At 61.9% G+C, this 20,090-nt stretch carries 19 protein-coding genes; 13 read left to right on the forward strand and 6 right to left on the reverse strand.

Annotated features, from left to right (window positions below; all coding sequences use genetic code 11):
* Nucleotides 1-10: 10 nt before the first annotated feature.
* Both Q668_RS15030 and Q668_RS15035 read left to right on the forward strand, forming a co-directional pair.
* The gene (locus tag Q668_RS15030) at nt 11-610 is read left to right on the forward strand and encodes a cytochrome c oxidase assembly protein (protein ID WP_022990454.1); all 600 of its coding nucleotides are present in this window, start codon (nt 11-13) and stop codon (nt 608-610) included.
* 16 nt (nt 611-626) lie between these two features.
* Nucleotides 627-1,514: a cytochrome c oxidase subunit 3 gene (locus Q668_RS15035; protein ID WP_022990455.1), complete on the forward strand. Its 888-nt coding sequence runs from the start codon at nt 627-629 to the stop codon at nt 1,512-1,514.
* A gap of 8 nt (nt 1,515-1,522) precedes the next feature.
* Here the strand turns inward: Q668_RS15035 and Q668_RS15040 are convergent, their stop codons facing one another.
* On the reverse strand, nt 1,523-1,726 hold the full coding sequence (locus Q668_RS15040; RefSeq protein WP_022990456.1) for a twin transmembrane helix small protein: 204 nt from the start codon (nt 1,724-1,726) through the stop codon (nt 1,523-1,525).
* A gap of 60 nt (nt 1,727-1,786) precedes the next feature.
* On the opposite strand from Q668_RS15040, the gene Q668_RS15045 reads away from it, so the two are divergent.
* The 7 genes from Q668_RS15045 (at nt 1,787) to hrpB (ending at nt 10,213) form a co-directional block, all read left to right on the forward strand.
* Nucleotides 1,787-2,482, forward strand: a complete 696-nt coding sequence (locus Q668_RS15045) for an SURF1 family protein (protein ID WP_022990457.1) — start codon at nt 1,787-1,789, stop codon at nt 2,480-2,482.
* Between the two features lie 62 nt (nt 2,483-2,544).
* On the forward strand, nt 2,545-3,186 hold the full coding sequence (locus Q668_RS15050) for a hypothetical protein (protein ID WP_022990458.1): 642 nt from the start codon (nt 2,545-2,547) through the stop codon (nt 3,184-3,186).
* Between the two features lie 82 nt (nt 3,187-3,268).
* Nucleotides 3,269-4,342, forward strand: coding sequence for a COX15/CtaA family protein (locus Q668_RS15055; protein WP_052009731.1), 1,074 nt, complete (start codon nt 3,269-3,271; stop codon nt 4,340-4,342).
* Nucleotides 4,339-5,259: a heme o synthase gene (cyoE, locus tag Q668_RS15060; RefSeq protein ID WP_022990460.1), complete on the forward strand. Its 921-nt coding sequence runs from the start codon at nt 4,339-4,341 to the stop codon at nt 5,257-5,259. The genes Q668_RS15055 and cyoE overlap by 4 nt, the downstream gene beginning before the upstream one ends.
* Nucleotides 5,260-5,295: 36 nt before the next feature.
* Nucleotides 5,296-5,961 carry an SCO family protein gene (locus tag Q668_RS15065; RefSeq protein ID WP_022990461.1) on the forward strand — a complete coding sequence of 222 codons (666 nt, stop codon included), beginning with the start codon at nt 5,296-5,298 and terminating at the stop codon, nt 5,959-5,961.
* 91 nt (nt 5,962-6,052) lie between these two features.
* Entirely contained in the window at nt 6,053-7,255 is a 1,203-nt protein-coding gene (locus tag Q668_RS15070; protein ID WP_022990462.1) for a YbfB/YjiJ family MFS transporter, read from the forward strand.
* A gap of 483 nt (nt 7,256-7,738) precedes the next feature.
* On the forward strand, nt 7,739-10,213 hold the full coding sequence (gene hrpB, locus Q668_RS15075) for an ATP-dependent helicase HrpB (protein ID WP_036220215.1): 2,475 nt from the start codon (nt 7,739-7,741) through the stop codon (nt 10,211-10,213).
* Nucleotides 10,214-10,228: 15 nt separating this feature from the next.
* Here hrpB and Q668_RS15080 read toward each other — a convergent pair whose 3' ends face one another.
* Nucleotides 10,229-10,600, reverse strand: coding sequence for a DUF6746 family protein (locus Q668_RS15080; RefSeq protein ID WP_022990464.1), 372 nt, complete (start codon nt 10,598-10,600; stop codon nt 10,229-10,231).
* Between the two features lie 155 nt (nt 10,601-10,755).
* Here Q668_RS15080 and Q668_RS15085 point away from each other — a divergent pair, with 155 nt between their 5' ends.
* The gene (locus Q668_RS15085; protein ID WP_022990465.1) at nt 10,756-11,574 is read left to right on the forward strand and encodes an ATP-grasp domain-containing protein; all 819 of its coding nucleotides are present in this window, start codon (nt 10,756-10,758) and stop codon (nt 11,572-11,574) included.
* Nucleotides 11,575-11,744: 170 nt separating this feature from the next.
* Nucleotides 11,745-12,920, forward strand: a complete 1,176-nt coding sequence (locus tag Q668_RS15090; protein ID WP_022990466.1) for a type III PLP-dependent enzyme — start codon at nt 11,745-11,747, stop codon at nt 12,918-12,920.
* A gap of 187 nt (nt 12,921-13,107) precedes the next feature.
* On the opposite strand, the gene Q668_RS15095 is transcribed toward Q668_RS15090, so the two are convergent.
* Genes Q668_RS15095 through Q668_RS15110 form a run of 4 tightly spaced genes read right to left on the reverse strand, consistent with a single transcriptional unit; the run spans nt 13,108 to nt 17,607 of the window.
* On the reverse strand, nt 13,108-14,310 hold the full coding sequence (locus Q668_RS15095) for a CynX/NimT family MFS transporter (RefSeq protein ID WP_036220216.1): 1,203 nt from the start codon (nt 14,308-14,310) through the stop codon (nt 13,108-13,110).
* Nucleotides 14,311-14,321: 11 nt separating this feature from the next.
* Nucleotides 14,322-14,717 (reverse strand): ectoine synthase, encoded by a 396-nt coding sequence (locus Q668_RS15100; RefSeq protein WP_022990468.1) that lies wholly within the window; start codon nt 14,715-14,717, stop codon nt 14,322-14,324.
* A 50-nt stretch (nt 14,718-14,767) separates the two neighbouring features.
* Complete coding sequence (locus tag Q668_RS15105) at nt 14,768-16,198, reverse strand: GTPase/DUF3482 domain-containing protein (protein WP_036220261.1); 1,431 nt, start codon at nt 16,196-16,198, stop codon at nt 14,768-14,770.
* On the reverse strand, nt 16,198-17,607 hold the full coding sequence (locus tag Q668_RS15110; protein ID WP_022990470.1) for a DUF2868 domain-containing protein: 1,410 nt from the start codon (nt 17,605-17,607) through the stop codon (nt 16,198-16,200). The genes Q668_RS15105 and Q668_RS15110 overlap by 1 nt, the downstream gene beginning before the upstream one ends.
* Nucleotides 17,608-17,689: 82 nt before the next feature.
* Between Q668_RS15110 and Q668_RS15115 the strand changes: the two genes are divergently transcribed.
* Both Q668_RS15115 and Q668_RS15120 read left to right on the forward strand, forming a co-directional pair.
* Nucleotides 17,690-18,049 (forward strand): DUF6164 family protein, encoded by a 360-nt coding sequence (locus Q668_RS15115; protein ID WP_022990471.1) that lies wholly within the window; start codon nt 17,690-17,692, stop codon nt 18,047-18,049.
* 45 nt (nt 18,050-18,094) lie between these two features.
* On the forward strand, nt 18,095-20,083 hold the full coding sequence (locus tag Q668_RS15120) for an acetoacetate--CoA ligase (protein WP_022990472.1): 1,989 nt from the start codon (nt 18,095-18,097) through the stop codon (nt 20,081-20,083).
* Nucleotides 20,084-20,090 lie beyond the last annotated feature (7 nt).

Genomic DNA, 20,090 nt, shown 5'->3' on the forward strand with positions numbered 1-20,090 from the left:
GGAGGTCACCATGGCCGAACAGCAACCACAACAGGGCAAGCGCAGTAACAGCCGGGTGATCGCCTGGTGCATGGCCGGCGTGGTGGGCATGTTTGCCTTTGGCTTTGCCCTGGTGCCCCTGTACGACGTGTTCTGTGAAATCACCGGCATTAACGGCAAGACCGGCGGGCGCTATGAAACCGGGGTGTCGAACCAGGTGGACGAGAACCGCACGGTCACCGTGCAGTTCCTGGCCAGCAACGGCCCGGGTATGAGCTGGGAGTTCCGGCCGGTACAGCGGAGTGTGAAGGTGCATCCGGGTGAGGCGGTCACGGTGAACTTCTATGCCGCCAACCCCACCGACCATGCCATGGTGGGGCAGGCGGTACCCAGCCTGTCGCCCTCCGAAGGCACCCTGTATTTTCACAAGACCGAGTGTTTCTGCTTCAACCAGCAGCCCCTGGACGCCGGGGAAAGCGTGGAAATGCCCCTGGTGTTCATTGTCGACCCGGAACTGCCGGAACATATTACCAAGCTGACCCTGTCTTACACCCTCTACGACCAGGACCCAGAAGCAAGGGTATCCGGTTCGGCCAGGGCAGGCGCAACAACAACCAACAATAACGGCTAAGCCATCGGAGACAGCTATGGCGGATCACCAGACCTACTACGTTCCCGAACAGAGCAAATGGCCCATCGTTGCCACCGTGGGCCTGGGTGTAACCCTGTATGGCGCCGCGTCGATCATGGTGAACGGCAATCAGGGCGAGAGCACCGGCGGCTCCTGGTTCATGTTCTGGATTGGCGCGCTGATCATGGCCTACATGCTGTTTGGCTGGTTTGGCAGCGTAATCCGCGAAAGCCGGGCCGGCCTGTACAGCGACCAGATGGACCGCTCGTTCCGCTGGGGCATGAGCTGGTTTATCTTCTCGGAAGTCATGTTCTTTGCCGCCTTCTTCGGGGCGCTGTTCTACGTAAGGGTGTTTGTGGTGCCCTGGATTGGCGGTGAAGGCGACAAGGGCAGCACCAACATGCTTTGGGAAGGGTTTCAGGCCAGCTGGCCGCTGATCAACAACCCGGACCCCCAGGTTTATCAGGGCCCGAAAGAAGTGATCGGCCCCTGGGGCCTGCCGCTGATCAACACCATTTTGCTGGTGACCTCATCGTTCACCGTCACCATCGCCCACCACGCCCTGAAAGCCGGTAACCGGGCCAAGGTAAAGCTGTGGCTGGCCGCCACCATTGCCCTGGCGGTGGTGTTCATGTTTGTGCAGGGCTATGAATATGCCCACGCCTATGGCGACCTGGACCTGACCCTGCAATCCGGTATCTACGGCAGCACCTTCTTTATGCTCACCGGTTTCCACGGTGCCCACGTAATGCTGGGTACCCTGATGCTGTTCATCATGCTGGTGCGGATCATCAAGGGGCACTTTACGGAAGACAACCACTTCGGGTTCGAGGCGGCCGCCTGGTACTGGCACTTTGTGGATGTGGTGTGGCTGGGGCTGTTTGTCTTTGTGTATGTAATCTGACGGAGCGGTTATGGCGTGGGGTTCAGGGTCAGGTTCCCGGACCAGAGAGCGGCCAGGATCAGCGCCAGCAAGAGCACGCTCAGGGCAACCCGGACTGCGAGGGAATTCACCACGCGCCGGGTTTTGCCGCCGTCGTGGATCAGGAAAAACAGACCGCTGAACAGGCTGGCCATAACCGCAACGAGCAACACAACGATGGCAATCTTGAGCATGGGAATTCCCGTTATTTTTAGCTTTCACTCACTATAGCAGAGCATGGGTAGACCTGTTTGATGGCTCGCCACTGGCAGTTTGACTGGCGATTACTGGTGTTTTCCGGGTTGTTTCTGCCCCTGCTGATCAGTCTTGGCGTGTGGCAACTGAATCGCGCCGCGGAGAAAACCGCGCTGCTGGAAACCTGGCAGGCAGAGTCGGCCAGCCAGGCCTGGGCAGAACAGTCCGCCGGTGCGCTGAAACCCGGGCAACCGGTGTCACTCACCGGCTTTTATGGTGGACAGACCTGGCTATTGGATAACCGTACCCGGGACGGCATGCCCGGCTACGAAGTGTTGACGCTGTTCCACCCCCTTGAAGGCCCGTCGGTGGTGGTGAACCGGGGCTGGATACAGGCGCCGCGCACGCGGGACCAGTTACCAGCGGTGACCACGCCGGAGGATCTGTACACCCTGAATGGCCGGCTGGCGGATTACCCGGAGCCACCCGTACTGGCAGCTACGGAGCCGGAATCCGGTTCCTGGCCAAGAAGGGTTCAGGCATTGCCGGCAGAACTGGTGGCCGGGGAGGGCGTTGATCCTGCAGCCATGATTGTTGCCCTGGCCGACAGCCAGCAACCCGGCGCCTACCGGGCCGACCGGGTGCCGGATGTGATGGGCCCGCAGACCCACTACGGATATGCGGCCCAGTGGTTTGCGCTTGCCGTAGCACTGACTATATTGACTGTAGTGGCGAGTTATAAAGTAGCGAGTTAAAAAGTAGCGAGTTATAAAAAGAACAGCGAGACCTCGAAAGAACCGAAAGACAGGAGCCGATAATGACAACGACAACGGCTGATAACGTGACTCCCGGTGTTGAGCCCACCCCCGAACAGACCCGCCGTGGCCGGCGTACCGCACTGTTGCTGTTTGCAGTGGGCTTTGGTCCCATGGTGCTGGCCACTATCATGTTTTATACCGGCTGGCTGAACCCCGCCGGCCATTCCAACCAGGGCCAGTTGCTGCAGCCCGTGGTGCCGGTACAGGCACTGAATCTGGAAACCGGAAGTGGCGTAGCCCTGGCCGACCGGTTTGGGGTAGACCAGCCGGAGGCCAAGTGGCTGATGCTGGTTACCGCCGGCAGCTGCCAGAAGGATTGCGAACAGTTACTGTACCTGGCCCGGCAGGTGAACATTGCCTTGGGCAAGAATGCCCCGAGGGTTGGCCGTGCGGCGTACCTTGCTAGCACCCCGGCAGCACTGGAAGCCCGCTGGAGCGAGGAATACAGCCTGATGGAGCGGCTTCGGGTTGCTCCCGGAGCAACACCGGCCTGGCCTGCAGGCGTGAACCCCGCCAACGAGCCCCGGATTCTGCTGGTCGATCCGTTTGGTAACGTAATGATGCATTACGGAACCGAGCACACCGGCAAACAGATGCTCAAAGACCTTAAACACCTGTTGAAGCTGTCCCAGATTGGCTGATCGGGAGGTCAGGGCCGTGAAACCGGAATTGAACCCCGAGCTGTCTTTGCCTGAGGCGAAAAAGCCATCCGTTGCCAAACCCATGGCCCGCTGGTCCGCTTTTGCCTGCGGCCTGGCGGTGGTGGTAATCATGCTGGGCGCCTGGACCCGGCTGGTGGACGCCGGGCTTGGTTGCCCGGACTGGCCTGGCTGCTATGGCTTTCTGACCGTACCCCAGAGTGAAACCAGCATTGCCATTGCCAATGCCCGTTTCCCGGAAACTCCGGTGGATGTGTCCAAGGGCTGGCCGGAGATGATCCATCGCTATGCCGCCGGTACCCTGGGGCTGGTGGTGTTCGGCCTGGCGATTGCCGCCATCCGGCACCGGAGGGAGCAGTTGCCGTTGCGGCTGCCCCTGTTTATTGCCGGTTTTATCGTGCTGCAGGGCGCTTTCGGTATGTGGACCGTTACCCTGAAGCTCTGGCCCCAGGTGGTGGCCCTGCACCTGCTCGGAGGCTTCACGACCCTCAGCATGCTGTTGTTGCTGACCCTGCGCCTGCGCAAACGGGCCCGGGGTGAGCCGCCGGCAGTTGCTACTGCTTCATTGTCCCTTGCCCGGCTTCGTCCGTGGCTCTATGGCGGCCTGCTACTGGTGGTGCTGCAGATTGCCCTGGGAGCCTGGACGGCGGCCAACTATGCCGCTGTCGCCTGCACCGACCTGCCCACCTGTCAGGGCCAGTGGTGGCCGGAAGGGATGGATTTCCGCCATGGCTTCGATATTGCCCAGCATGTAGGCCCGAATTATCTGGGCGGCCAGCTGACAGCCGACGGCCGGGTGGCCATTCACGTCACTCACCGGTTAGGTGCGCTGATAGTGCTGGTGTATCTGGGCCTCCTGCTGCTCAGGCTATGGCAGCAGCGGGGTGAAAGCCGGCTGGAAAACAGCGTCTTGCTGGTGGCCGGGGCACTGGTGTTACAGATCAGCCTTGGCCTGGCCAACGTCTGGCTGCACATACCACTGGCCATTGCGGTCGCCCACAACGCCATGGGGGCGGGCCTGCTGTTGTCCGTTATCCACTTGATCTGGCGCCATCACCAGCTTCCGCAGCCGCAAACATCCAGGGCTGCATCAACAGAATCCCACACAACAACCATAAACCGGGAGGTTACGGCATGAGCGAGCAAGCAAAGGCGCTGCCGGCCCAGCACAGTGCAAAGTCAGTATCGGGCCGGATTTCCTGGCGCGACTACCTGGAGCTGACCAAGCCCCGGGTGGTGGCCCTGATGATCCTGACCTCGGTGATCGGTATGTTGCTGGCGGCGCCGGGGGTGCCGGGCTGGGACATCCTGCTGTTCGGTAACCTGGGCATTGCCTTGCTGGCAGGGGCGGCGGCCGTGGTGAACCACGTGGTGGACCAGAAGATCGACACCGTCATGGCCCGCACCCGCAAGCGTCCTGTAGCCACCGGGCGGATAGCACCCTTCGATGCCATCCTGTTTGCGGTGATGCTGGCGGCCGCCGGCATGATTGTCCTGATCTGGCAGGTGAACGAACTGACCGCCTGGCTGACCCTGGCATCACTGGTGGGCTATGCCGGCGTATACACATTGTTCCTGAAACGGGCCACGCCCCAGAACATCACCATTGGCGGCCTGGCCGGTGCCATGCCACCGCTGCTGGGCTGGACCGCGGTCACCGGGCAGGTGGAAGGCCATGCGCTGCTGCTGGTGCTGATCATCTTTGCCTGGACCCCGCCCCACTTCTGGGCCCTGGCCATCCACCGCAAGGAAGAATACGCCAAGGCCGGTATTCCCATGTTGCCCGTTACCCACGGCAACAAGTACACCGAACTGCACATCCTGCTGTACACCCTGATGCTGCTGGCGGTGAGCCTGCTACCTTTTGTCACAGGCATGTCTGGCGGTATTTACCTGATCGGTGCCCTGGCGCTAGGCTTGAGGTTCCTGCAATATGCCATCCGCCTGCTGAAAGGGGATGATCGCCGGGTAGCCCTGAACACCTTCAAATACTCCATCACCTACCTGATGGCGCTGTTCGTGGTGTTACTGGTGGATCACTTCGCCTTTTTCTGAACAGAGGCGGTTGCACTAACCTGAGTTGGAGGCCCCATGGGGCGGTCGTTACGCATTACGCTGTTTGTACTGTTACTACTTGTTGTGCTGATCTTTGGACTGACCGTCGGCCGGCAGGTGTTCCTCAGCAGCAGCGAACCCGCGCCGGCACCGGATCTGAGCCAGTACAACACCTACGTGTACGACCAGCCCCGTGAACTTGCCGAGTTCACCCTCACCAATGAGCAGGGTGAACCCGTGACCCGGGACAGCCTGAAAGGCCGCTGGACCTTTGTGTTTGTGGGCTATACCAATTGCCCGGACATCTGCCCCGCGGCCATGGCAAACCTGCGCCGGACCAACAGCCTGCTGCCGGCGGAACTGCCCCGGCCGGATTACCTGCTGGTGACGGCGGACCCGGAACACGACACACCAGAAAAACTCAAAGCCTATACCGGCTTCTTCGGTGAAAACTTCCATGGCCTGACCGGCGACCTGGATACCCTGCGAGCCGTGGCCAAAAGTGTCAGCGCCGTGTTTGTGCACCGGGAGGTTGATGGCCAGTTGCTGGTAGACCACAGCGGCCACTTCGCCTTGCTGAACCCGCAGGGAAAACTGCAGGCGCTGATCCAGCCTCCCCATAAGCCGGAAGAACTGGTGCAGGCCTATGAGCGGATCTACCAGTGGGCGAAGGCAAACGACCCCCGGGCTTCGGGAGCCTGAGGGGTTGGGCCAAGGTCCCACTGACAAAACCCTGCGCCTCCCTTACACTGCCCGGCTCTGATACCCAGCCACCAGAAACCGGGCCGCGCTCATGACATCTTCCCCAACTGCCACTCCGAAACAGCTGTTCACGGTACTGCTGGCCGGCAGCCTGGTGCTGCTGGTGGTGCACACCCTTGGCCGGTTTATCTACACGCCGCTGCTGCCCTACCTGGTGGCCGACAACCAGTTCAGCGCCCCGGACGGCGCCGCGGTCGCCACCTGGAACTATCTGGGCTACCTGATGGGCGCCATGCTGGCCATCCGCTGGCATCGCATCGACCAGATTCGCTTCATGCTGCCACTGTTCCTGGCCGTGCATGTACTCACCACCCTGATCATGACCCAGACCGACAACCTCACGGTCATCTCGACCACCCGCTGGCTCAATGGCGTGGCTAACGGCGTGGTGTTTGTACAGGCTCCGGCGCTGATCCTGGAATGGCTGGTCCTGCGCAACCGCGCCACCATGAGTGGCCTCGTGTACATTGGCGTGGGTGCCGGTCTGTTGGTATCCAGCGGCCTGGTATCCGGCACGGCGGATTTCCTCGAAGGTGCCCAGCGATGGTGGCCGGCGGCACTGGTGTCCATCCCGCTGGCCTGGTGGGGTGTCATGCAGCTGCGCAAGCTGGATGTGCCGGTGCGGGAACACGATGATTCCGGCCAGGCCATCACCAACACCCCCCTGATCGACCGCGCCAGCATCCCGCTGTTTCTCTCATACGCCGGTGCCGGCCTGGGCTACATCCTGCCCATGACCTTCCTGCCGCTTCTGGCGAAAATCGAATTGCCGGATGGCCACTTCCTGCAGGATGGCACCTGGATGCTGGTCGCCCTGTTCACCATCCCCGCGCCCTGGCTCTGGAACAAACTCGGAGCCATCATGGGCGACCTGCCGGCGCTGCGGTTGAATTTCATCATACAGTTGGCCGGTGTCCTGGCTGCCGTGCTCTGGCCCGGGGCCATCGGTTTGGTGCTGTGCGCGGTCCTGGTCGGAGGCACCTTCCTGGGCACTGTTCTCCTCACCCAACGCATCGGCCGCGCTCTCCATCCCCACCAGGGCCCGCGCTTGTCCGCAGCCATGGTAGCCCTCTACGGCTTCACCCAGATGGTGGGGCCGTGGCTCACCAAGCAGTGGCTCGACTCCGGCGGTACCCTGGTGTCTGCTTTTGGTATCGGTGTCGCGGCTCTGGTGTTTGGCCTCGTGTTCGCGTTCTTTGTGCCCCGGCCTGAGGTGTGGCATTCCCGCCATTGAGTTTGGAGCGGGTTTGGGCTCCCAGACTGTTGGTTGCGGGGGATTGATCGGGGTGGTGGGGTATTTTTTGCCTTGGAAATGAAACTCGCTGCGCTCAGACATTCATTTCCGGCGGAAAAAAATACCCCACCACCCCGCTCTAGCTGACAACGGCGGTTCCGCTGGTTTGAAAAACTGTTTGGTTGAAAAGCTCAGAGCTGATGGTTTTCGGTAGCACTTTGAGATTGATACTGGTTTGTTTCCAAGGGTGTTTGACTAATAGCAGGCGAACCTGACCTGACTGGTTAAAAGGTCAAACAGCTTAACCTCAGACAGACCATGGTAACCTCTTGAGATACCCTAAAAGTTACGCAAGGTGTGGGGGGTGTTTTAATTTTTTGGTCGAATAAAGGTGTCTGAGCGCAGCGAGTTCTTTTTCGGCCAAAAAATTAAAACACCCCCCGCGCCACCCCCGAAACAAACAGGCTAAACCCAACCCAAAACATGCCCCCGATAGAACACATACTCCCAGAGCTAAAACAAACCCTGAACGAGGGAACCACAGCCCTGCTGCAGGCCCCACCGGGCGCGGGTAAAACGACGAGGGTGCCGCTGGCTCTGTTGGATGCCCCCTGGAGGGAGAACCGGAAGATCCTGATGTTGGAGCCGAGGCGGCTGGCGGCCCGGTCGGCGGCTCGGTATATGGCGAAGCAGTTGGGGGAAGCGCCGGGGCAGACGGTGGGGTATCGGACCCGGCTGGATACCAAGGTATCCGGGGCCACGCAGATTGAGGTGGTTACCGAAGGCATTCTCACGCGCCTGATTCAGAACGACCCGATGCTGGAAGACTATGCGGCGGTGTTGTTTGATGAGTTTCACGAGCGGTCGTTACAGGCTGATCTGGGCCTGGCTCTGGTGCGGGAGAGCCAGCAGGCGTTGCGGGAGGATCTTCGGTTGCTGGTGATGTCGGCCACGCTGGACACTGCGCCCATTGCCCGGGTGCTGGGGGATGTGCCGGTGATTACTTCGGAGGGCCGGGCGTTTCCGGTGGAGGTGTTGTACCGGCCTTTGCCCCGCAATGGCCGGGTTGTGGACCAGGTGGTGGCGGTGGTCCAGGAGGCGCTTCGGGAGCAGACCGGTTCCCTGCTGGTGTTCCTGCCCGGCGCTGGCGAGATCCGGCGAGTGGCGCAGCAGCTGGCGGGGCCGTTGCCGGATAACGTGGTGCTGGCGCCGCTGTATGGCAATTTGAAATCCGAGGAGCAGGACCGGGCGATTTCTCCGGCGCCAGAGGGAACCCGCAAGATTGTGCTGGCCACGGCCATTGCCGAGACCAGTCTGACCATTGAGGGCGTGCGGGTGGTGATTGATGCCGGCCAGCAGCGTCGGGCGGTGTTTGATCCGAACAGCGGGATGACGCGGCTGGTCACCGGCCGGGTGTCGAAGGCTTCTGCCGAGCAGCGTAAAGGCCGGGCCGGGCGGGTTGAGCCGGGGGTATGTTACCGGTTGTGGAGCGAATCCGAGCAGTTCGGGCTGGCGGATTACACGCCGCCGGAGATCCAGCAGGCGGATCTGGCACCGCTGGTGCTGGAGCTGGCCCAGTGGGGTGCCCGGTCGCCGGAGCAGGTGGCCTGGATTGATGCACCGCCGAAGGCGCACTGGCAGCAGGCGGTGGAGTTATTGCAGTGGCTGGATTTGCTGGATGCCGAGGGGGCCATTACCGACCACGGCAAGGCGGCCCGGGAGCTGGGCCTGCATCCGCGGCTGGCCCATATGGTGATCAGGGGCCGTGCGCTGGGGCTGGAGCAACTGGCGGCAGAACTGGCGGCGCTGCTGGAAGAGCGGGACTTGCTGGGGCCGGGCTCTGGCGCCGACCTGCATGAACGGATTCGGGTGCTGCGGGGCGAGCGTGGTCACCGGGGCCTGGATCCGGCTCGGTTGAAAGCGGTTCAGCAGGCGGCGAAGCGGCTGTGTCGGGGCCAGTTTGTGCAGGATTTACCGGCAGAAACCGATGTCGGCCGGGTGCTGGCCCAGGCCTATCCGGACCGCATAGCCCGCCGGCGACCGGGCACAACACCCCGTTACCAGCTCAGCAACGGTAAGGGCGCAGTATTGCGAGATGAAGACCTGCTGGCCCGGCAGGGGTGGCTGGTGGCCGCCGACCTGGACGGCAAGGCCCGGGAAGCAACGATGTACCTCGCGGCGCCGGTAGACCTGGTGGACCTGGAGCAGGATCTGGCCGGGCACATTGAAGAGCGGGAAGAAGCGTTCTGGGACGACAAACGCGGCACCGTGGTGGCCCGGAAGGTTCGCAAACTCGGTGCCCTGATCTTGGCGGAAAAGCCCCTGCAACAGGTAGCCCCGGAACTGATCCAGCAGGGTTTGCTGGATGCGGTGCGCCGCAAGGGGCTGGACAGCCTGCCCTGGAATCCGGGTGCCCGTCAGTGGGTTGCCCGGGTGCGATTGCTGGCAGCTCAGTTTCCCGGTGACTGGCCGGAGGTCAGCGACCAGGCTTTGCTGGACACTCTGGAGACCTGGCTGGCGCCTTTTATGGCGGGCATGAAGCGCTGGTCAGACCTGGCCAGTATCAACCTCGTCCAGGCCCTGAATTCTCTGCTGGATTATCCGCAACAACAGCAACTGGAAGAGCTGGCGCCCCGATCTCTGACCATTCCTACGGGCCAGAACGTGACCCTGGATTACAGCGCCGACAACGGCCCGGTGCTGGCGGCCAAGCTGCAGGCGCTGTTTGGCTGGACAGAAACCCCAAAAGTGGCCCGCGGCCGGGTGCCGGTGGTGATTCACCTGCTGTCCCCCGCCCAACGGCCGCTGGCGGTAACGGCGGATCTCGCCAGTTTTTGGCAGAACGCCTACCCCGAAGTGCGCAAGGAACTGCGGGGCCGCTACCCCAAACATCCCTGGCCGGAAGACCCGCTCACTGCCGTGGCCCAGCAGGGTACGAAAAAACGCCCGGCCAGGTGAGCCTGACCGTAACGGTTATTTTACGATGGTGCGGCTCTTTTCCAGGTACACCGCGCCTTCCTGCTTCACGGTATCCGGGTCGGCGCGCTCGGAAGCCTTGTGGACCAGTTCCAGACGCTCGGCAATGTCTTCCAGCTCGTCATCCATCTTGCCCAGGGCATTTTCCAGGGTGTAGGTGAGCTGGTGCACTTCGTTCATGGCTTCCGGGGTCAGCTCGCCGGCAAGTACTTTTTCCAGCCGGTTGTTGTACTCGGAGAGATTGGCAACCGCCTGTTCGAGGGTTTTCGAAGGTTCGCCCTTGTAATGCTCGTAGTCGTCATCGGCGAATGCGAGAGCGGCGAACAGCAGGGCAGCAGCGGCAGCGGCAATTTGCAGGGTGGTTTTCATGGAGCATCCTCTTGACCATTAAACGTTAATGCGAATTATTACCAATAATATCTGGGTGTGCAACAGGAATTCGTGCGCAAACGGAAAAATACCGCTTGCCAGTGGCCGGAAGCTGTATAAAATGCCGCCACTCTCCACCCTGTGCGGCGATAACCATGCACCTTGTTTCCTTCAACGTGTTCCGTACTCTCGGCTTTCCGGACACCACTGTCCTCAAACCTGAACATTTTTTGCGCCACAAGCCTTTGCTGCAGGAAGCAGACTGGGTGTTGTTCCCCGAATACTGGCAGCTCAATGCCCTGGTGCACGGCCTGAAATGCCGGGTGTTTCCCAGTGTGGCCAGCTACCGTATCGGCCACGACAAAGTAGAAATGACCCGGGCCTTCCAGACCGTGGCCCCCGAACACACGCCCTGGACCATCATTGAAGCCAATGGCCCCCGGGAGCGGGAGATGCTGTGGGATGCCATGGCCCTGCCCTTTGTGGCCAAGTTGCCCAAGGCGAGCATGGGTGAAGGCGTGTGGCTGATCGAGTCCCGGGCAGACTGGCTGACGTATTGTGAACGCAGCGATGTGCTCTATGTGCAGGAGTACCTGCCGATCGACCGGGATGTGCGGGTGGTGATCGTGGGCGACCAGGTCGTCACCGCCTACTGGCGCACCCAGGCCGAACAGGGCTTCTATAACAATGTGGCCAGGGGTGGGCAGATTGTCACCGGTGACGTGCCTGCGGCGGCTATCGAGCTGGCCCTGCGCCTGGCCCGGGAGTTGGAAGTAGACCACGCAGGCTTTGATATCGCGCTGGTCGATGGCTACCCCTATGTACTGGAATTCAACCGCCTGTTCGGCAATCAGGGCCTGGGCCAGGGCAGTGACCTGAAAGACGCAATCCTGGATTACCTGCAGCGCCAGAGTTGCCCCCAGGACCCGGATGGCCCGACCGAACCGACCCCGCTCTGGCCGGTGGCGGTGTAAGCAAAAATTCTGTGCAGGACGTCCGGTTCCCGTTGCCGGATTTATGGGTACATATGCGCATTTGTGGTGATCAGAAAAAAGCCTGATGATCGCGCCATTCACGGGTAGCACGGCGAGACTGTGCTACCCTTTTTTTATGCCCGTTTACCCTGTGGAGGGACACACCACCCATGAACCAGACCCCCAACGCCGATATCGCCGATTACTACAGCGCCGAGACGTTCAAGCGGATCAAGGACTTTGCCGATGGCAAGGAAACCCCGTTTGTGGTGATCGACACCCAGACCATCGAACGCCAGTACGATGAGCTGATCGACGGTTTCCCCTACGCAAGCGTCTACTATGCGGTGAAGGCCAACCCGGCCCCACAGATTCTGACCATGCTGCGGGACAAGGGTGCCAATTTCGATATCGCGTCGGTGTATGAGCTGGACAAGGTCATGGGGCTGGGTGTCACCGGCGACCGCATCAGTTACGGCAACACCATCAAGAAGGCGAAGGACATTCGTACCTTCTACGAGAAGGGTGTGCGCCTGTACGCCACCGACTCCGAGGCCGACCTGCGCAACATTGCCAAGGCGGCACCGGGTTCGAAGGTGTATGTGCGGATTCTGACGGAAGGTACCCTGACCGCCGACTGGCCGCTGTCCCGCAAGTTCGGCTGCCAGACCGATATGGCCATGGACCTGCTGATCCTGGCCCGGGATCTGGGCCTGGTGCCTTACGGCGTGTCGTTCCATGTCGGTTCCCAGCAGCGCGAAATCGGTGCCTGGGACGCTGCCCTGAACAAGGTGAAGGTGATTTTCGAGCGCCTTAAGGAAGAAGACGGCATTGAGCTGAAGATGATCAACATGGGCGGTGGTTTCCCGGCCAATTACCTGACTCGCACCAATGAGTTGAGTGTCTATGCCCGGGAGATCCTGCGTTTCCTGCAGGAGGATTTCGGTGAGGAGCTGCCGGAGATCATTATCGAGCCCGGTCGTTCGCTGATTTCCAATGCCGGTGTGCTGGTGAGTGAGGTGGTGCTGATTTCACGCAAGTCCCGCACGGCGCTGCACCGATGGGTGTTTACCGATGTGGGCAAGTTTTCAGGCCTGATCGAGACACTGGATGAGTCGATCAAGTTTCCGATCTGGACCGAGAAGACCGGCGAGGGCGAGGACTGTGTGATTGCCGGGCCGACGTGTGACAGTGCCGACATTATGTATGAGCACCATAAGTATCCGTTGCCTTTGAACCTGGCGATTGGGGACCGGATGTACTGGCTGTCTACCGGGGCTTATACCACCACTTACAGTGCCATCGAGTTTAACGGGTTTCCTCCGTTGAAGGACTACTACATCTAAGTTCGGAGTCTGGCTCCGCTTTATTTCGGAGTCCAGCCGCAGGGCGGGGGTGAGATTTCCTCTGGAAAAAACAACTCGCTTCGCTCAGACATCTTTTTTCCGGCGGAAAGCTCACCCCCGCCCCACGGCTTGCTAGCTCTTTGCGGGGAGCCGGCACGGCTGTTGGATATTGGAAGGAAACAAAGGATCAGCTTTCGGGCTGGTCCTTTTTTCGTTCCAGGTCCAGGGTGAAGGCCAGGGGCAGGACCAGCACGCTGTAGGCGATCATGGTGATGATGGCGTGTCTGGGGTCGCCGGTGGTGTCGGCGATGAGGCCGCCGAGCATGGGCACGCAGAAGCCCATGGTGTAGCCCACCAGGAAGGTGCCTGCGGAGAGGCGGCCGGTTTCGGCGGAGCTGACCAGGAGCGGTGGCAGGGCGACGAGCAGGATCAGGAGGATGCCGGCGACGAAGCTCATGACGGTGGCACTGGCGATGAACCACCAGCCTTCCAGGAACACGGTGCCGGTGGTGCCGAGGATGCTGAGGGCCGCGGTTATGACGATGGTGGTGCGGCTGCCTACCCAGCGGCGGGCCATTTTGAGCACCACCAGGGAGGCGAAGACCTGGGCAACGTTGTACCAGAACAGGGCTTCGGAGAGCATGCTGATTTTGCCCTGCTGCTCCAGCAGGTTGCCCATGTAGGCATTGAGGCCGAAGAACATGGAGCCGGACAGGCCCAGTAGCAGGCCAATGCGCAGGGTAAGCGGGTTTTTCCAGTCTGGCAGCCAGGCGGCGCGGCGTACCGGGCGGGCCATGTCCCGTTTGGGCAGGAACAGGGCGGCGGCCACCAGCAGGGCCGGTAGCGACCAGACCAGCAGGGTGGCACGCCAGCTGTTGTCCAATAGCGGCATGAGTACCGGCAGGGTGATGCCGGCGCCTATGAATTCACCCATCAGCATGCCGTTCATGTAGATGGCAGAGCCCATGGCGATGTGGTGGGGTTCCAGCCAGCGCGGTAACAGCGCTGGCAGTGCCGGTTGCATCATGGCAACGCCCAGCCCCATCACGGCGCTGGCGAGCATCAGGGTGAAGGTGTCGGGCACCAGGCCCCGGCCTGCGGAACCGATCACCATAATAACCATGGCTATGGCCAGGGTGTTTCGGGGGCCGATGCGGGAGATCGACAGGGAGCCGGGCATGGCGCCGATGGCGAGCATCAGGATGGGCAGGGTGGTCAGGGCACCGGTGAGGGCCTGGCTCAGGGCCAGTTCGTCAGCAATAAATGGCGCGAGGGGCGGGGCGACCAGTATAGGTACCCGGAGGTAAACACCGGCCAGCCAAAGCAGCACCGCCACCGGCAGCAGCCTGGCTGGCGGTGGCGGTGTGGTCGCGGCGGAGTTGCTTGCCACGATGGTGCGAATCAGTCTTCGCTGGTGTCCGGCAGATAGGCGCCGTCTTCGTCGTGCACTTCCTGGCCGGTAACCGGCGGGTTGAAGGCGCAGATCAGGCGCATGTCTTCGGTACCACCGTACAGGGTGTGACGGTCGTGCTTGTCGAGGGCGTACAGGGTGCCGTCGGTAATTTCGTGCACTTCACCGGTGGCAAGGTCCTTGATGCGGCCGTTACCGGCTACGCAGTAAACCGCTTCCAGGTGGTGCTTGTACCAGAAGGTGTGCTCGGTGCCGGCCGGGATGATGGTTTCGTGGAAAGAGAAACCCATACCGTCCTTTTTTAGCAGCAGGCGGCGGCTGGTCCATTGCTGGGCGCTGACTTCGCGCTCGGTACCGATGATGTCTTGCACTCGTACGATTTTCATTCGCATTCCTCATTTGGTGATGGAATAGCCATACAGTATAAACATGTCTGTCAGGCCCGGTTCAACCGCCAGTCATCATAAACCGCCATGGCCTGCTCGATGGCGGAGGCCAGGTCCTGCCGCTGGGAATGGCTCAGGGAGCGCTGTTTGCGGCACCGGTCGAAGGCTTTCTGGATCTCCCTTCGGCTGGCTTTGCCGAGCTGTTCCAGCCAGTGGTGATCCGCCGGTTCCAGTTCCAGTAAATCCCGGCCGGCGTGGTTGCGATGGCTGATGTGCCACCAGTGGTCCACGGCCCGACCTAAAACAACATAGCCGAACTGGCTGTCCTGTACAGGGCCAAAACTGGCGGTTTTCAGGCCGTCTTTTATGGGGCCGATGTTCAGGGCCGGCAGTACCAGTCTGTCTCCGTAAAAATAACTGCCCGCTGCCCCCAGTACACCACCTATTAGAGCGCCGGCACCCAGGGACGAGCCCAGGGTCAGGGCGTCCAGGCCGGCACCGCCCACGGCCCCGGCACCAAAGCCGGCGCCGGCCAGGTACTTCTTGCTGACGGCCCAGTGCTGGCGGGTGTCTTCCGAGAACAGGTCATGCTGGCTGGCCCACTCCAGTTCCGCTTCCTGCCGCTGTATGCGCTGGTGCTGGTACAGGTGTTCGATGCTCACCCGCAGGGTTTGCTCCCGTTTACGCTGACGTTGATACCAGCGTTCCCGGAGGGTTTCGGCCAGGGTGGCATCGCTGGTGCCGGCAATCTGGTCCAGGGTCAGGGTGCGCTTTTCCTGCCAGGACATCAGGTCTTCCAGTGCCCGGGCGATCAGCTGGGCCGCCTGTTGCCGGCGCTGGCGACGTTGTTCTGACAGCAGGTGAGTGGCCTGTTCCAGGGGCTGTTCCCAGTCCGGCTCCAGTTGGCCAAAGGCCCGCAACAGGCTCAGATGTTGTTCGAACGGGGCGCGTACGGCGTCGAACTTGCGGACAACCTGGAAGAACTGGCCAAGGGCAGATTGCCAGGTGTCGCTGTAATCGTCGTCGCCGATGCTGTTGATCAGGGCCAGGCTGGGGCGCCCGGTCCAGCGCAAAATGGTCATCTCCGCTTCGTGTTCGGTGCTGTAGGGTACGGAGCCGTCCACCACGTAGATAATGCCGGCCCCTTCGGTGATCGGTGCCAGCAGTTCGCATTCATCCACAAAGCGGTCGTCGCCCCTATGCTGCAACACGAAGGCGCGCACGGTTTCCGGGTGGTCCGAGGCCGACAGGCTGTGGGCTTCCAGCCATTGCAATACCCTTCGGGGGCGCTGGAAGCCGGGAGTATCCACCAGGGTGTACAGTTCCTGGCCGTCGACGGTCAGCGGGTAGGCTTGCCCGGCCCGGGTGGTGCCCGGTTCCAGGGCAATGGCGATGGCGTCGTTCTGGGACAGGGTGGCCACCACGCTGGATTTGCCCTTGTTGGGGTGGCCCACCACCGCAAACACCGGTTTCTGGTTCATCATGCGGTACTCCCGGTGTGATACGGGTTATCCGGCAGCGCCGGTAGCAGGGCAACATTGGCAAACCCGGCGGGCAGGCGTTCGGTGAAGCGCAGCCAGGGCTGGACCAGGTGTTCCGCCGGTTCCCGGTTGGCATCGGGCGCCAGTGGCAGAATGGTCAGGGTGGTGCCATCCGGCCAGCGCGCCCGGGCCTGGTCCAGGAAGTCATGGAGTTCCCCGGTCGGCGGTTCCCAGCTGCGGGTAACCAGCACAACAGAAGGAGCCCGCTCCCCGGCCAGTTGTTCAGCCAGGCTCTCCAGTACCCCGTCATCTTCCGCCAGGGACGCCCGGCCACCGGCTTTGAGTACCCGGCTGTCCTGCGCCAGCAATGCTTGCGGCAGTTCCGGCTCCCCCGCTCCGGCCCAGCAGATAATGTACTGGCTGTCCTGCAGCTGCCCGGGCCTGCCCCGGGTGCGGGTATCGGGCAAATCGTTGGCATCGTTGTGCTGGTTGCCGGTGTCCAGGGTCGGAGTTTCCATGCGGTACATCAGGGCCTGCATGCCGGGATGACGTTGCAGCAAGCGCTCCGCCTTCCGGGCCAGCAACCACTGGCTGAGTGCCAGCAGAAGCAGGCGGGGCAGCAGTACCCAGGTCAACCACAGCATCACCACGAAGGGCCACCATTGCCCCCATTGAACCGGATCGGTGCCGGTACTGCCCGGTGAGGCGCGGAAGAAACGGGTGGCTTCCACCAGTTCCCGGGAAGGTTCTGCGGCAGGCCACAGCCAGCTCCAAGGGTTGGCAATGGCATGGATCAGGCTGTGGTAGCTCTGGGCGGCGGTGTTGAGCGTGGTGCTCCAGCCGAAGGCCAGGTCCTGAACCACCAGCATCACCAGCAAGGTCAGCAGGCCAGTCAGGGCAAACAGGCTGCCACCGGTGTGGGCGGCCCGGGCCATCAGCGCCGGTTGCAATTGCGCCAGGGTTGTTCCGGGAGGCTGTGCTTGCAGGCGCCGTTGCAGCCAGCTCCAGGGTTGCCATCCGGCCAGCGATTGCACGGTGGTGGCCAGTGCCAGCAAAAGCTGCAGTAACACGAACGCGATGATCATCGTGACATTGATGCGCTGGCCGCCATCGTAAAACAGCAGGCCGCCCATGGTAAGCACGCCGAACACCGCCCCCGCCGCTGCAAAGCCGCCGTTAATCCGCCGCCAGCGCTGCTGCACCGCCCTGCCTGCCTGGCGTGCGTTACCGGGGCCGCTCAGGCGTTCCATCTGTTCCAGCCACAGGGCGGCATCCGGGCTTTGGCCCTGTTGCTGGCAGTCCAGGGCAAAGCGCCGGTCCCGGCGGTGCAGAAAGGCGGGGGCCTGGTCCCTGTCCCGCTGGATGCGATCATCAAAATCCAGCAGCAGACGAAGGGGGTTGTGGCTCATGCAGTGTCCTGATGAATTCGGTCGGATTGGCTTTCCTGCTAGGATATAGCCAATAACACTAACGAAGCCAGCCGGGAAACCCATGCCCCACCACCTGATGAACCTGCGTAACGTACCCGATGACGAGGCCGAGGAAATCCGCGCCCTGTTTGAAGAACACGAGGTGCGCTACTACGAAACTCCGCCCAGCCGCTGGGGCATCAGCATGGGCGGCTTCTGGGCCCATGATGACGACGAAGCTGCCCGGGCCCGGGCGTTACTGGATGAGTACCAGGCGCAGCGGCTGGAAAGCCAGCGTGAGCAATACCAGAGTCGCTGCGAACGGGGAGAAACAGGGCTTTGGTACCAGTTCCGCAAACGACCGGCGACCTTTCTGGCGGCGCTGGTGGCGATTGTCGTGATTCTGGGATTTTCCTTGCTACCCTTTGTGCGTCTTGGCTAGAAGTGCCCGCTATAGCTGAACACTAACAACAATCCGGAGAAACGGATGAGCAACACAGTACAAACACCGGTGGTCTGGACACCGGACCAGGACACTCTCACTCGTTCCCGCATGGGCCAGTTCAAGGCCTGGCTGGAACAGCAGGGCTTTGGGCCCTTTGCCGATTACCACGCCCTGCACCAGTGGTCGATCACCGAGCTGGACACCTTCTGGCAGAAGGTCTGGGATTACTGTGGCCTGGTCTGCGAGACACCGGCCAAACGGGTGCTTGGCAACCGTGAAATGCCCGGCGCGGAATGGTTCCCGGGCATGAAGCTGAACTTCGCCGCCAACCTGCTGCGGCTGGCTGATGGCGACCATGCCGACAAAGAAGCCGTGGTGGCCTACTGCGAAACCCGCCCGGTATTGCGCAAAACCTACGCCGAACTGAAAGCCGACACTGGCGCCCTGGAAGCCTTCCTGCGCAGTAAAGGCATCCAGAAGGGCGACCGCGTGGCCGGCGTGGTCACCAACGGGTACGAAGCCCTGGTGGGCATGTTGGCAGCCACCAGCCTGGGGGCCATCTGGAGTTCTGCCTCCCCGGACTTCGGCATCGGCGCCATCAACGACCGCTTCGGCCAGATTGAACCGTCGGCGCTGATTGTGGTGAATGGCTACGGTTATGGCGGCAAAGTGTTCGCCCGCCAGGACGACTTCGCGGAACTGATCGCCAGCCTGCCGTCCCTCAAGACTGTGGTCAGCATTGCCCAACTGCCGGACGAAGCGCCAATTCCCGGCGAATTGGTCACTACCTGGGATGAGGCCCTGAAAGCGTGCGAAGGCCAGGCGCCCTCGTTCACCCCGGTGGACCCGGACCATCCGGTGTACATCCTTTATTCCTCCGGCACCACCGGCAAACCCAAGTGCATTGTGCACGGCACCGCCGGCTTGCTGGTCAACCACGCCAAGGAACTGATGCTCCACGGCGACGTTGGCCCGGACGACCGCTTCCTGTACTTCACCACCTGCGGCTGGATGATGTGGAACTGGCAGGCCTCCGCCCTGATGACCGGCGCCGCCGTGATCACCGTCGACGGCTCCCCGGGATACCCGAGCCTGAACTTCCTCTGGGAAACCGTGGCCAGCGAACGAGTCACCCACTACGGCACCAGCGCCCGCTTCATTGCCGGCTGCCGCAAAGCCGAACTACAACCGGCGAAAACCCTGGACCAGAGCGCACTGCGGGTGGTGTTCTCCACCGGCTCGCCGCTGTTGCCGGAAGACTACGACTGGATCTATACCGACGGCGCCCCCAACGCGCTGCTGGGCTCCATTGCCGGCGGCACCGACATCTGCGGCTGCTTTGTGGGGGCTACCCCACTGCTGCCGGTACGAAGAGGTGAAATCCAGTGCCGTTTGCTGGGGGTAGATGCAGTGGCCTACGGCGACGACGGCCAACCGGTCAGCGAAGGCCGCGGCGAACTCGTCTGCCGCCAGCCGCTGCCGTCCATGCCGGTCAGCTTCTGGCAGGACCCGGACGGTGAACGCTATAAAGACGCCTACTTCAACACCTTCCCCGGCGTATGGGCCCACGGCGACTTCATCGAATTCACCGAACACGGCGGCGCCATCATCTACGGCCGCTCCGACGCCACCCTCAACCCCGGCGGCGTAAGAATCGGCACCGCCGAAATCTACCGCCAGGTCGAAACCATCAGCGAAGTGAAAGACAGCCTCGTGGTCGGCCGCCAGATCGATGGCGATGTCGAAGTGGTGCTGTTCGTCGTCCCGGCCGAAGGCCAGACCGTCACCGACGACCTGGTCAAAACCCTGAAAACCCGAATCCGCGAAGGCGCCAGCCCAAGGCACGTACCCAAACACATCGTCGAAGTGCCCGACATCCCCTACACCCGCAGCGGCAAGAAGGTCGAGCTGGCAGTCGCCCGACTGATCAACGGCTCGAACAAAGCCGATAACCGGGATGCCCTGGGTAACCCGGAAGCGCTGGATCAGATTCGGGAGAGGTTGGCTGCGGTTGGACTGTTGCCTGAGTGAGTTGGTC

This window comes from Marinobacter sp. ES-1 (assembly GCF_000475255.1).
GTDB classification, from domain to species: Bacteria; Pseudomonadota; Gammaproteobacteria; order Pseudomonadales; family Oleiphilaceae; genus Marinobacter; species Marinobacter vinifirmus.

Coding starts and splice junctions, on each gene's coding strand:
- Q668_RS15070 (WP_022990462.1), top strand. CDS start 6,053: ATGACATCTTCCCCAACTGCCACTCCGAAACAGCTGTTCACGGTACTG.
- Q668_RS15030 (WP_022990454.1), top strand. CDS start 11: ATGGCCGAACAGCAACCACAACAGGGCAAGCGCAGTAACAGCCGGGTG.
- Q668_RS15040 (WP_022990456.1), bottom strand. CDS start 1,726: ATGCTCAAGATTGCCATCGTTGTGTTGCTCGTTGCGGTTATGGCCAGC.
- Q668_RS15045 (WP_022990457.1), top strand. CDS start 1,787: ATGGCTCGCCACTGGCAGTTTGACTGGCGATTACTGGTGTTTTCCGGG.
- Q668_RS15110 (WP_022990470.1), bottom strand. CDS start 17,607: ATGAGCCACAACCCCCTTCGTCTGCTGCTGGATTTTGATGATCGCATC.
- Q668_RS15090 (WP_022990466.1), top strand. CDS start 11,745: ATGAACCAGACCCCCAACGCCGATATCGCCGATTACTACAGCGCCGAG.
- Q668_RS15100 (WP_022990468.1), bottom strand. CDS start 14,717: ATGAAAATCGTACGAGTGCAAGACATCATCGGTACCGAGCGCGAAGTC.
- Q668_RS15050 (WP_022990458.1), top strand. CDS start 2,545: ATGACAACGACAACGGCTGATAACGTGACTCCCGGTGTTGAGCCCACC.
- cyoE (WP_022990460.1), top strand. CDS start 4,339: ATGAGCGAGCAAGCAAAGGCGCTGCCGGCCCAGCACAGTGCAAAGTCA.
- Q668_RS15035 (WP_022990455.1), top strand. CDS start 627: ATGGCGGATCACCAGACCTACTACGTTCCCGAACAGAGCAAATGGCCC.
- Q668_RS15115 (WP_022990471.1), top strand. CDS start 17,690: ATGCCCCACCACCTGATGAACCTGCGTAACGTACCCGATGACGAGGCC.
- Q668_RS15055 (WP_052009731.1), top strand. CDS start 3,269: ATGGCCCGCTGGTCCGCTTTTGCCTGCGGCCTGGCGGTGGTGGTAATC.
- Q668_RS15080 (WP_022990464.1), bottom strand. CDS start 10,600: ATGAAAACCACCCTGCAAATTGCCGCTGCCGCTGCTGCCCTGCTGTTC.
- Q668_RS15085 (WP_022990465.1), top strand. CDS start 10,756: ATGCACCTTGTTTCCTTCAACGTGTTCCGTACTCTCGGCTTTCCGGAC.
- Q668_RS15105 (WP_036220261.1), bottom strand. CDS start 16,198: ATGAACCAGAAACCGGTGTTTGCGGTGGTGGGCCACCCCAACAAGGGC.
- Q668_RS15120 (WP_022990472.1), top strand. CDS start 18,095: ATGAGCAACACAGTACAAACACCGGTGGTCTGGACACCGGACCAGGAC.
- Q668_RS15065 (WP_022990461.1), top strand. CDS start 5,296: ATGGGGCGGTCGTTACGCATTACGCTGTTTGTACTGTTACTACTTGTT.
- hrpB (WP_036220215.1), top strand. CDS start 7,739: ATGCCCCCGATAGAACACATACTCCCAGAGCTAAAACAAACCCTGAAC.